This window comes from Kibdelosporangium aridum (assembly GCF_900176515.1).
GTDB lineage: Bacteria > Actinomycetota > Actinomycetes > Mycobacteriales > Pseudonocardiaceae > Kibdelosporangium > Kibdelosporangium aridum.
The window spans coordinates 122,931-134,944 of the sequence record NZ_FWXV01000012.1; the positions used below are offsets into that span (position 1 = coordinate 122,931).

Sequence of the window (12,014 nt, forward strand, 5' to 3'; positions counted from 1 at the left end):
TGTTCCAAAGTATCCGCGACTTGCACCACATCTGGCGAAGCCATGTAGTTGCTTCGTGCCAGTCTCCATCGCAGCGAGAAATAGGCAGCCGATCTGCCGCAGTATTCAGGAAACAAAACAGGCGTTTCTGAGAGGCCATTCCACGGTCGTCGAGCACGTCCGGACCGTGCTGGCCGCCATCCGCGAAACGGACGCGGAGCTCAACGCGTTCGTGGCGGTCGCAGACGATCGTGCTCTGCGCGCGGCGCAAGCCGCCGACCGGCTCATCGCCGGCCTTGGCGACGCCGCCTTCCGCGACCGGCCGCTGCTCGGGGTCACGGTGTCCGTGAAGGACCTCATCCAGACCCAGGACCTGCCCACCAGGCGGGGATCGTTGCTGTCCAACCGCCGTCCTGCCGTGGACGCGCCTGCGGTCGCTCGCCTCCGTGCGGCAGGCGCGATCGTGGTCGGGAAGACAGCGACCTCGGAGTACGGGTGGAGCGCGAGCACGGTGAGCCGAGTCGCCCCGCCCACCCGGAATCCATGGGCGCGCAACAAATCCGCTGGCGGCTCCAGCGGCGGGTCGGCTGCCGCAGTGTCAGCTGGGTTGTGCACGGCGTCGCTGGGCACCGACGGCGCGGGATCCATCCGGATCCCCGCGGCGTTCTGCGGAGTGGTCGGGTTCAAACCTTCCTTCGCTCGAATTCCGTACGTGCCACCGTGTTCCGAGCGGTTGGCGCACGCGGGGCCGCTCGCGCGAAGCGTGGCCGACGTCGCCGCACTCATGTCGGTCTTGGGTGGCCCGGATCCGGGCGACCCGGACTCGGTGACCGCCGCACCTGCCGTGACGAGAGAACCCGTGTCGCTGCGAATCGGGTGGATGGAGTTCCCGCGTACCTCCGACGAGATCCGCAGGGTCACCGAAGCCGTCCTGCCGGTACTGGCCGCGCAGGGACACCGCGTCGACCGGATCGATGTCCCGTTCGCTGATCCGTACCCCGCCTTGGTGGACATTCTCGCCGCCACCGAAGCGAGCGGCACGACTCCGGAAGACGAGCAGCGGTGCGACGAAGGCCGCGCCGCAATCGTCCGATATGGACGCTCCCTGAGCGGCGCGGCGGTCATGCGCGCCGAGGACACACGGCTCGCCCTGCGAACGCAGCTTGGCGCGGTGATGGACCGCTACGACCTCCTGGCCATGGCGACCGTTCCGGTCGAGCCATTCGACGCCGACGCGATCGGCCCTGCCTGGGCCGCCAATCCGGACGACCTGCTGTGGCTCGCCTGGTCGCCCGCCACCTATCCGTTCAACATCACCGGCCAGCCCGCGCTGTCCCTCCCGGTCGGCGTCACGTCCGGCGGGCTTCCTGCCGGGTTGCAGCTCGTCGGCCGGGTCGGTGCCGACGAGCTGGTACTGCGCGCCGCGGCCCGGCTCGAGGCCGACCTCGGCCTCGCGATGGATCCGCCCGGCCACGAAACGAAAGGCGAATGATCATGACCTCCAGGCCGTGGTCCCTGTACGGCAACGAAAGCGGCGTCGGGCGTCCCTGTTTTGTGGCCGAGTTCGGGCTATGGGACGACCGGCAGTCCGCTGCGGCCGAACAGGTCGAAGTGCAGCTCAACGACGTCGACCTGGTACGTGTGGTGTTCTGCGACCCGCACGGGCTGGCCCGGTCGAAAACCGTGCCGGCCGACGTCTTCCGCTCAGTACTGCGCAACGGCATGGACTTCAGCGCGGGGCCGTTCCTCTTCGACACCGGCCACGCCGTCGCCGTCGACTTCCTTGCCGACTCAGGCGTCGGCGTCGGCGAACTGCTCGGCGCCGGTGACTTCGTGCTCGTCCCGGATCCGCGCACGTTCCAGGTTCTTCCCCGGACGGAGCCGAGGACCGCATGGGTGCTGGGCAACGAGTACCTGCGCGACGGCACGCCGCATCCGTTGGCCTCCCGCAACGTCCTGCGCCGCGTCGTGGCCGAGTACGCCGAACGTGACCTGGCCCCGGTCATCGGGCTGGAAGTCGAGTGGTACCTCACCCGGCTGGCAGGCGGCCCGCCCGGCAACGCGGGCAACGGCTTCGGCCTGCAAGGACCTGCGCCGGTGGTGGAGGCGGTGAACCCCGGCTACCAGTTCAACCTCGACAGCTACTACGACTCGGTGGCCGACGTCGCGGACCCGTTGGCCGCCATGCTGATCGCGCTCGGATTGCCGCTGCGTTCCTTCGAGCACGAGTCCGGTCCCGGTCAGCTCGAGACGACCTTCAACCCGATGCTGGCGATGGACGCGGCCGACGCGATGCTGCTGTTCCGTACCCAGGTCAAGCAGGCCTGCAGGCGCCGCGGATACCACGCGTCCTTCATGACGTTGCCACGCTTGGAAAGCTTCGACTCCAGCGGCTGGCACCTGCACCAGTCGGTCACGAGCACGAAGACGAACGCCAACCTGTTCGCTGCTGACGACAGCACGCAGGAGTCGATTTCCGCCGACGGCGAGGCCTACATCGGCGGGCTGCTGTCCCGGGCACGCGAGTTCTGCCTGCTGTCGGTCCCGACCGTGAACGGGTATCGGCGCCTGGCACCGGAATTCACGCTCTCCCCCACCTCGGTGAACTGGCGCTACGAGGACCGCAGCGCCATGGTCCGAGTGCTTCCCGGGGGCAGTTCGACACATGTGGAGAACCGGATCGGGGAGCCGTGCGCGAACCCGTATCTCCTGATCGCTTCCCAGCTCCACGCGGGCCTGCAAGGAATGAGCGCCCCAGCCAACCGGACGACGTATCCGGCACTCCCGACGTCGCTGCGCGAGGCGCTGGACGCGTTCCGCGCCAGCAGCAGCGCCGAGGAACTGCTCGGAACTCCCCTCAAGACGTGCCTCGTGAAGCTGAAGGAAAGCGAGGCGTCCCGTTTCGACGCCTGGCGTTCCTCCACTGAGGACACGATGAACGAAGTCACCGAATGGGAACAACGCGAGTACTTCGGTGTCTTCTGAACAACGGTGCACGCCGAGCGAAAGGGAATTCTGTCATGTCACGGTATGCCTGGGGCGAGACCCATCCTGCCATCGAGAAGCTCAAATCCGCCATCGAGCCGGCCCGCCAGAAGGTGACCGGCCATCCGCTGTACAGCACACTGAACACAGTGGACGCGGTGGTGACCTTCATGGAACATCACGTGTACGCGGTGTGGGACTTCATGTCCTTGCTGAAAGTCCTGCAGCGCAGGCTGACCTGCGTCGAAGTGCCGTGGGTGCCCTCCGCGCTGCCCAGCAGCAGGCGCCTGATCAACGACATCACTCTCGTCGAGGAGAGCGACGAGCTCGGAACCGGCTTCATCAGCCACTTCGAGCTCTACGTCGACGGCATGCGGCAGGCGGGCGCGGACACGTCACGCATCGACGCCTTCATCGGTCTGCTGCGTGAAGGCAAACCCGTGCTGCCTTCGATCGAACAAGCCGGAGTTCCGCGGCCGTCGGCCGAGTTCATGGCCACGACGTGGAACTTCATCGAGAACGCACCGGTGCACTGCCAGGCCGCGGCGTTCGCGTTCGGCCGTGAGGACCTGATCCCCGACATGTTCGACCAGGTCGCCGCGCTCGACGCCGAATTCGGTGCGCTGTCGACGTTCGTGGACTACCTCAGGCGGCACATCCAGGTGGACGCCGAGGAACACACCCCGATGGCCATGCAGATGCTCGCCGACCTGTGCGGCGAGGACGAGACCAAATGGGCCGAGTGCGAGGACACCATCAACACCGCTCTCGCCGCACGGACCCGACTGTGGGACGGAATCTTGGGCAAGATCGTCGAGCGCTCCCACTGATCACACGCAAAGAGCTGACCACACGCCCCGGGCCTGGCATGCCAGGCCCGGGGCGCTCCAGGAAGCCGAGGTGAGAGCGCGCCATGCAAGCCAACACCGCGCGTGCCGACCGGATCGCACAACGATCCCGCAGTGAGAACTGGAAGAAACCACCACGCCGCATCGAGTCTTCGGAATGCATCACGTGCGACACCTGCCTGCGCAACTGCCCGCCCGAGTTCGGCGCGATCTTCGACCGCGGGCTGGATGTCGTGATCATCCCCGAACTGTGCTCGGGCTGCCCGAAGTGTGTGCTGGTCTGCCCGGTCGACTGCATCTACGTCGACGAGGAGTGGACCCCGACTGGAGACCAGATGTGGAGTCACATCGAGCTGACGACCGGAGACCCGGCATGACCCTGCCGACCGAGCGAGACGCCACCCTTTCCCGCAAGGCCGCGATGGCCAAGGCGCGGCAGAGCCGCAGACCGAGCAGACTCGGCCAACGAGCCGGGGCGACGCCCGAACCGGACTACCTGGTGGCCGACGACGCCGGATTCCCCGGCCTGCTCAAGCAAACCTGGCAGCAGGCGGTCACCGCGCCGGACCTGCCCAAGGCCGTGGACACGTTGCTGACGCTCGCCGGGCACGTGCCGATGGACATCCAGCTGCGAGCACTGCCCACCGCGGACGAATGCGCGCTGCGGGTCCTGTTCGGCAGGACATGGCGGGAGAAGAACCTTTCGGTCGATCCGGCCGACGAGGCTGAGATGGCGTTCCTCGGCGAGATCGGGTTGAACACGAGCGGCCGTGTGGTCATCCGTGTGCCTTCGAAGGGCCCGTTGGCCGGCGAGCACAAACTCGTGGGCGGTGTGTTACGGGTTCCGTGGTCCGCTCAACACCTGGCGGACTACCAGGCCGAGCTTGCCCGTGCTGCCGCGCGGTTGCGTTCCGCAGTCGCTGACTGCCGTGCGTGGCTGGCGGCCGCGGGTCCGGCCGGGCGCAAGGACATGCTCGACAACCTGCAGGAGGCGGCGCTGCGGACGGCGCCGTTCGTGCTGTACTCCGGTGACCGCCAGTACACCAACTTCCGTGACCAGAACACGTTGACCGGCAAGACGTTGTGGCCGGGGCACCCGGATTGCGCGTTGAGCAGTCTGGCACCGGTGCCGCTCGAACTGTGGTCGGACAGCGATGTGCTGATGGTGGTTTGCCTGACGCTGCTCGTCCGGTCGTCGGGGTTCGCCCGGATCGAGGAAGCCAACAACACCCAGCTCACACCCGAGCACGTGGCGCACCTGCTTGAGGGCACGCGCCAGGCGTACAACAGTGTCCCTGGGGGCGAGGTTGTGCCGCCCGCGCAGTCGACCCGGGCTGTGGCGCTCTCCGAACTCGCGGATGCGCTTGCCCAGCGGCGGATGGAGATCGCCGGGCGGGTTCAGTTGTATCGAGAGATCCACGGTCCGTTGATGCACAAGATCGAACGAGTCGCGGGAGCTCCGGCTGACGATGCGCGGCGACTGGAGGCGGAGCTTTGCGCGCGTATCCAGCAGCGGATTCCCGTTTCCGGCACGACGTTCGCGGAGCTCGCGGCTGGCGTCGAGGCGTCACCTGGGTGGCTAGCCGAGCCGCATGGCCAGTACGCATCGGGCCTGGAGTCCCTTGTGTACGAGACCGTGCGTGCGGCGACATCGACTTTCAACGCCGATTTCGCGATGAGCCGCGGCATGCGGTCGCTCACGGCACTGACCGCGGCGTTGCGCGCCGAAGAGTGGGACAAGATCGCCACGTGGGACATCCCGCACTTCTTCTGCTGTGTCGTGCCGAGCGCCGACGCCAGCAGGCACTTCGGCAATTCGAAGGCCCACCTCGCGGACACGTCGTGGTCCATCTCCGCGCGGATGCAGTACAACTCGTGGCACTTCCTGGTGGGCAACCTGCCGAAGGTCCCGGCGATCGCGGCACGGGACTACTTCGTCCCGCCGAGGATCCCGGACATCGCGTACTACTCCGACCAGCACCACCACGGGCACGTCGCGGCCAAGGTGCGGTTCAGCATCCGCAGTCCGCAAGCCGTGGAGGTGGTCGGGCGGACGTTCAACGGGTTCATCGATCTGCGGTTGTTGCGGTGTGACGGGTTGCCGTTCGACGAGCAGGATCTGCTTGCGGCGCACCGGACTTCCGGTTTCATCGCGAAGGCGACGAGCCTCGCGGCCGGGTTGGTCGCCGAGGGCGCGGACATCGAGATCGCCCAGTTCGACTCGCAGTGGCACTGGCAGCAGATCGCCCAGTAGGAGATGACAAAGCCCGCGGCCCCTGGCTTGCTCGCCAGGGGCCGCGGGCTTTGGTGCTGCCGGGATCAGACTCGGACCGGCTCCGCTGCCGACCGGGTGTGCACGACCCGGTAGGTGTTCCAGTCGGTCACCGTGGTCAAAGAGTTCCGCTTGTCCTGGTTCTTCCGCCGTGCCGCATGCTGCTTGTCCGCTGCCAACGTCCGGTACGCGTCGAACGATTCCTTGCTGTCCCACTGGGAATAGACCACGACGAAGTCGTTGTCCGCACCCACGGTGGCCAGAGTTCCGTCGCCCGCACCGAGATTGCGGGAACGGATTCCGCGCATCACGCTCTGCGACCGATAGCCGGGAACGTCCACAAGCCACTCATGCGCCGCACCCAGCGTCGAGATCAACTCAGTCTGGTTGCTGGGCTGCACCCCAAGGATCTCGATGACCGTGTAGTCGTCGCGGTTCGGCGAGATCTCCGTGACGTCACCGAGCGAAGGGTGGCGCTGGCCGAGTTCGACCTCGGTCTGCATCAGCCGGACGAACGTCGTCATCTCGTGGAAGACCGGGATCGTGTGGTGCTTGAACTCGCTTCCGGCGTACCGGGTCTCCAGATCGTCCATGCCGCGCCACTGGATGAAGTTCGCGGTGCCGAACTTCTCCTGGCCGCGGTGCACCGTGCTGGAGATCCAGCCGGGGTAGTCGGCGATGTCGACGATCTTCTTCATCTCGGTGACCAGCCGGTCCACTCGTTGCGACAGGTCGGTCTTGAACAGGTTGATGACCGTCAGGTACCCGTTCTCGGGATTGATGAACGGCATGCTCTCCTCGCATCCATTGAATCGAGAGTGGACTACGGACGGGCTGCGGCCGCAGAGGTCGACGCGCCCTGTGATTGCGGCTGGCCGAACCAGCGCTCGAGGGCCGCCGCGAGACCAGCCACGGCCGTGCCGATCCACGCGATGTAGCCGTCCGGGCGAACCAGCACCGCGTCGACGCCTTCCAGGGCACCGGCAGATCGCGGAGTCGCAGTGACGATGTCGATCCGGTCGGTCCACGGCTCAGCGGCGGCGCGCACCTTGCCGTTGCCTGTCAGGTCAAGGACGATGCCGCGGCCGGAGTGCAGGAACGTGAAGACGTTCGCCGTACCGGACTTGCCGATCAGCTCGACATCCGGCAGCCGCCTGCCGAGCAGCGGGTGGTCGCCCTCGCCGACGTCGTAGCGGATGTCCAGGCCGGTGACCATGCCGACGAGCAGCTTCTGGACGTCCTCGTAGGCCAGCAGTTCGGCCATCACCGCTCGCATCGGGTCCATCTCGTCACCGCTGAGGTACAAGATGCGCTGGGCAAGGGTGTTGGCCAGAATGCGAGCGCCCACCGGGTGCCGCTCGGTGTGGTAGGTGTCCAGCAGGTCCGCCGAAGCGGTGCCCTTGATGACCGCGGCGAGCTTCCAGCCCAGGTTCATCGCGTCGCCGATCCCGGCGCTCATCCCCTGTGCACCGATCGGCAGGTGGACGTGCGCGGCGTCGCCGGCCAGGAAAACACGGCCGCGCCGGTACTCGGCGGCCTGCCTGCTGGAGTCGGTGGTGAAACTCGTCCACAGTGGCTTCGCGGCCGTGATGTCCTCACCAGTCAGCCGTTGCCAGGCGTCGGTGATCTCCTTGAAGCTCGGCACGTCGTCGGCGTCGCGGCGCTTGGCGGCGCTCCGCTCGTACACGACGACCCGGTTCACCTCCGGGCCCATCGGCAGCACCATCACGTACCCACCCGGCACCCGCTCACCGGAGAACCGGGGACGCAGGGCGATACCGGCCACGTCGGCGAACCACAGCTCGATCACGGGATCCGTACCGGGGAACTCGATACCGACCATCTTGCGGACGGCACTCCGGCCGCCATCGCAACCCGCCAGGTAGCGGGCGCGCAAACGCTTGGCGCCTTCTGGCGTCGCGACATCGACAGTCACGCCGTCGGCATCCTGGCTGACGCCAGTGACTTCGTGGCTCCGGAGAACCTTGGCCCCCTGCTCGGCGGCCCAGCCGGCCAGAATTCCCTCGGTCATCGACTGGGGCTTGCCCCGTGCGCCATACGAGCCGCCCTCGACCACGCGGTAGTCGATGGGCAACCCGCCGAAGTGGCCGAACGGAATGGTCTGCAGCTCACCGAATCGCGGCAACAGCCCCCGCTGGTCGAACTCTTCGATGGTACGAGCCGAGAAACCAAGGGCACGCGACTGCTTCATCGGCTCGGCGAGCCGGTCCAGCACCACGGTCCTGACTCCGGCCAGGCCGAGTTCACCGGCGAGCATGAGGCCTGTCGGCCCGGCTCCCACGACGATGACGTCCGCATCAAACTCTGGCATTTGCCTTCCTACCTTCGCGTGAATCGTGGGGATGGTGCATCGGCCGTGCCGTACTGCTCGTTGAGGTTGCTGGCAACCCCAGCGAAGTGCGCACGGACTTGGTCAAGGCCAGTCAGTTCACCGAGAACTGTGCGCAGCGGCTCGAATTCAGGGCCGCCGATCAGCACAAGCTCTTGCGCCGCAACATGATCGAGCACACGCTTGGCGACAGTGTGCCGCTCGCCGTGGTAGCTGTCCAGCAGACCGGGCGCGGCCCGGCCGTGCACTGTCTCGGCGAGTTTCCAGCCAAGGTTGACCGCGTCATGCAGGCCGACGTTCAACGCCTGGCCACCGATCGGCATGTGCCAGTGCGCAGCGTCGCCTGCCAGCAGGACCCGGCCACGACGGTATGAATCGGCCTGTCCCAACGCGTTGTCGAAAGCGTCGAGCCAGATGGCAGTGCCGCCGGAGATGTCCTCGCCGGTCACTTTCCGCCAGAGCCTGACGACTTCCTCGAAGTCCGGTGGCCCGGTGCGTTCGGTCACGCCTTGCCCGGCTGCGTGCACCATCACCCGCGTGACACCGTCCCGGGTCGACGCCACGGCGAACCCGGCTTCCAGCCGCTCGAACCTGCGATCGCGGATCTGGATGCCCGCCACGTCAGCACGCAACAGTTCCTTAGTCGCAGTCTTGGCCGAAACTGGGAACCTGCACAGACGGCGAACTGTGCTGTTGGCACCGTCGCAACCGACCACGTATTGCGCCTGGATGCGCAGCTCGCCCGCTGGGGTACGGATCCCGCACACGACATAGTCGTCGTGCTCTGCGATCTCGGTCAGTTCGTGCGACCGCAGCAGGATGACCCCCAGCTGTTCGGCACGCGCAGCAAGCACGGCCTCGGTTTTGTACTGAGGCACTTTCCAGTTTCCGGCAAACGGGCTGTCCAAACCGGACAGGTCGAAGCCCATCCCGCCGAAGTGTGCCCGTGGTTCATGCGCGGCCGCGTCGAGCAATTCGCCGAAGCCGCGTTTGTGCAAAAGCTCGGCGGTGAGTGTGGTCAGCTGGCTGGCCCGCGACTCGGTCATCGGTTCGGCCAAGCGTTCCACGATGACGACCGGCACCTCGGCGCTGCCCAGCTCGCAGGCCAGTAGCAGCCCGACTGGCCCCGCGCCGACGATGACGACCGGCGCGGTGGCCTGGGGCCGCGTCACAACGCCGCGCGCGTGCCTGCGCCCTCGGCGTAGGCCTTGGCGGCGCGCAACGTCGTCATGCTGTTGGTGCTCAAAGCTTTGCGAACATAGTCCTGCGCGGTCGCCACTGTCGCATCAGGACCGAGGACACGCTCGATGTTCGCAGTGTTGATCTTCACTGTGTGCCGCGAGGTCACCGACACCCCACCGCCGTCGCGCTCCTCGATGAGCCAGCGCCCCGTGTGCAGCGTCATCAACGCAGGCAACACGATCTGCTTGTACACAATGGTGGTGTCTGGCTGGCACACACGCACGGATCGCGTGGTGTGCACGGATCCGTCCTTCGTGCTGGTGTCCATTTCCAGGATCTGCAGCCCGGGTGTCTCCTCCTGCAACGACACCCTGGCCACGTGCGGCAGTCGCTGTGACCAGAGCTGGGCCTCGTTGAGGAAGTCGTAGACGTCCTTGCCGCGGCCCTCGACCGTCACCGTGTCGTCGAACGTGATGAGCTGGTCGGGACCGGTCAGCTCCATGCTTGTCTTGAGCGCGTTCAACTCCGACATGCTGTTGCGGTCGACGGCCTGGCTGATCCACTCCAGATCGGCGGGATCGTCAGTGGCGGCGAAGAAATCGTGCAGCAGGCGTACCCGGCACTCGGACGAGGAAATGGGCTCGATGATCCATTCCCCGCCCATGCCGCCGACCGGGTGCGCGGACCGCTCCTGCCGGAACGTGACGCTCATCCGCGCCGGGTCGTGCTCACGCCTGGACGTCCAGCTCTTGGCCGCGCCGTTCGCGGTCGCCCACAGCCGGATCAGTTCCGCGTTCCCGTCGCGTCGCACGCATTCGGCGTGCACGGTCGGCGGGAAGATCGTCGGCCAGGTGCTGACGTCCGCGATCAGCGCGTACACCCGCTCGGCCGGAGCGGCGACGTTGATCGTGTGTTCGGTGACACGCACCGCACTTGTCTTGGCGGCCCCGAACCAGCGCTTCAGCGCATCGGTCAGGTCGCCCGCGCCCGGTGCGGCCCACGCGACATAGCCGTCCGGACGGATCAGCACCGATTCCGTCGCGGTGCCGCCTTCTTCCGGCCCGGTCGGGAAGCTCTTGACCCGCACCCGCTCGACGCGGTCGGACCACCCGGCGGCGAGCCTGCTCACCTCGTCCGACGTAGTGATCAGCACGCCCTTGGCCCCGTGCAGCAACCGCGCGATCTGATCCGTGCCACCGTCAGCGAGTTTCAGCTCGCGGTCGGCCATCCGCCCGCCGAGCAACGGATGTCCTTCGCCCATGTCGTACCGGATGTCGAACCCACTGACCATTCCGGACAGATGCCGCGCCGCCACCGGGAGCGCGAAGATCTCCGCCATCACGGTCCGCAGCGGCTCGACCGACTTGCCGCTGAGGTTGAGCGTGCCTTGGGCGAGTGTGTTGCGCAGAACCCTTGCCCCGACTGGGTGTCGTTCGCTGTGGTACGTGTCGAGCAAGTCGTCCGGCGCCCAGCCCTTGAGGGTCGCGGCCAGTTTCCAGCCGAGGTTGACCGCGTCCTGCACACCGATGCTCAGCCCCTGGCCGCCGGCTGGCAGGTGGATGTGCGCGGCATCGCCCGCGATCAGCACGCGGCCCCGCCGGTATTCGGTGACCTGGCGGGTGGCGTCGGTGAAGCTGCTGACCCACCGCGCGCTTCCGCCGTGGATCGAGTCGCCGGTCAGCCGCTGCCATGCGTCCGCGACGTCGGTGAAGGTGACCTCGCGGCGGTTCTTGTCCGGCGATACCCCGTTCTCGCACACGATGATTCGGAAGTAACCCTGCTCCAAGGGCGCCGACATGACCATGCCGTTCGGCAGCAGCTCGCCGATCATCCGCGGCTTGATGTCGCAGCCGGTGACGTCGGCGAGGTACATCTCGCGCATCGCGTCTGAGCCAGGGAAGTCAAAGCCCGCGAGCTTGCGAACGGTGCTCGCGCCGCCGTCACAACCGACGAGGTAGTGGGCTGTGTACTCGCTCAGACCGTCAGGTCCTTGCACGATCGCGGAAACGCCGTCCCCGACGTCGTCCAAACTGGTCAGCTCGTGGCCGCGGCGCAGCGAGACACCCAGTTCCAGCGCCCAGTGCTCGAGCATCTCCTCGAGTTTGTACTGGGGGACGCCACGCATGCCGAAGTGCGAGCCTTCGAGGATCCCGTAGTCGATCGGGATGCCGCCGAAGTGCCCCTGCCGGGCGATCTCGGTGTTCTCCAGCCGGTCGATCAGCCCGCGCTGGTGGAAGATCTCCGTCGCGCGTGCGGTGAACCCGATTCCGCGCGACTCCCAGCTGCGCTCGGCGCGCTTCTCGAAGACGGTGACGTTCGCACCGCCAAGCCGAAGCTCGGCCGCGAGCATCAATCCCGTCGGCCCGGCACCGATAACGATGACATCTGTATCCATTTC

General features: G+C 66.9%; 9 protein-coding genes. 5 read left to right on the forward strand and 4 right to left on the reverse strand.

Going from position 1 to position 12,014, the window contains the following annotated elements; translation table 11 throughout:
• Window positions 1-55 precede the first annotated feature (55 nt).
• From B9C43_RS45610 to B9C43_RS45630, 5 genes are all read left to right on the forward strand, one after another.
• A complete protein-coding gene (locus B9C43_RS45610; RefSeq protein ID WP_200826000.1) occupies window positions 56-1,471 on the forward strand; it encodes an amidase in 1,416 nt (471 codons plus the stop codon).
• Between the two features lie 2 nt (window positions 1,472-1,473).
• Entirely contained in the window at window positions 1,474-2,964 is a 1,491-nt protein-coding gene (locus B9C43_RS45615) for a glutamine synthetase family protein (protein ID WP_200826001.1), read from the forward strand.
• Window positions 2,965-2,999: 35 nt separating this feature from the next.
• A complete protein-coding gene (locus B9C43_RS45620) occupies window positions 3,000-3,794 on the forward strand; it encodes a DUF3050 domain-containing protein (RefSeq protein WP_084433591.1) in 795 nt (264 codons plus the stop codon).
• 83 nt (window positions 3,795-3,877) lie between these two features.
• Window positions 3,878-4,189, forward strand: a complete 312-nt coding sequence (locus B9C43_RS45625; RefSeq protein ID WP_033387946.1) for a 4Fe-4S dicluster-binding protein — start codon at window positions 3,878-3,880, stop codon at window positions 4,187-4,189.
• Complete coding sequence (locus tag B9C43_RS45630) at window positions 4,186-6,066, forward strand: hypothetical protein (RefSeq protein ID WP_084433592.1); 1,881 nt, start codon at window positions 4,186-4,188, stop codon at window positions 6,064-6,066. The genes B9C43_RS45625 and B9C43_RS45630 overlap by 4 nt, the downstream gene beginning before the upstream one ends.
• A gap of 65 nt (window positions 6,067-6,131) precedes the next feature.
• Here the strand turns inward: B9C43_RS45630 and B9C43_RS45635 are convergent, their stop codons facing one another.
• The 4 genes from B9C43_RS45635 to B9C43_RS45650 are packed head-to-tail and all read right to left on the reverse strand — an operon-like array spanning window position 6,132 to window position 12,011.
• Entirely contained in the window at window positions 6,132-6,875 is a 744-nt protein-coding gene (locus B9C43_RS45635; protein ID WP_084433593.1) for an antibiotic biosynthesis monooxygenase family protein, read from the reverse strand.
• Window positions 6,876-6,907: 32 nt separating this feature from the next.
• Window positions 6,908-8,416 (reverse strand): FAD-dependent monooxygenase, encoded by a 1,509-nt coding sequence (locus tag B9C43_RS45640; RefSeq protein ID WP_084433594.1) that lies wholly within the window; start codon window positions 8,414-8,416, stop codon window positions 6,908-6,910.
• An 8-nt stretch (window positions 8,417-8,424) separates the two neighbouring features.
• On the reverse strand, window positions 8,425-9,606 hold the full coding sequence (locus B9C43_RS45645; protein ID WP_084433595.1) for an FAD-dependent monooxygenase: 1,182 nt from the start codon (window positions 9,604-9,606) through the stop codon (window positions 8,425-8,427).
• Window positions 9,603-12,011, reverse strand: coding sequence for an FAD-dependent monooxygenase (locus tag B9C43_RS45650; RefSeq protein ID WP_084433596.1), 2,409 nt, complete (start codon window positions 12,009-12,011; stop codon window positions 9,603-9,605). The genes B9C43_RS45645 and B9C43_RS45650 overlap by 4 nt, the downstream gene beginning before the upstream one ends.
• Window positions 12,012-12,014 lie beyond the last annotated feature (3 nt).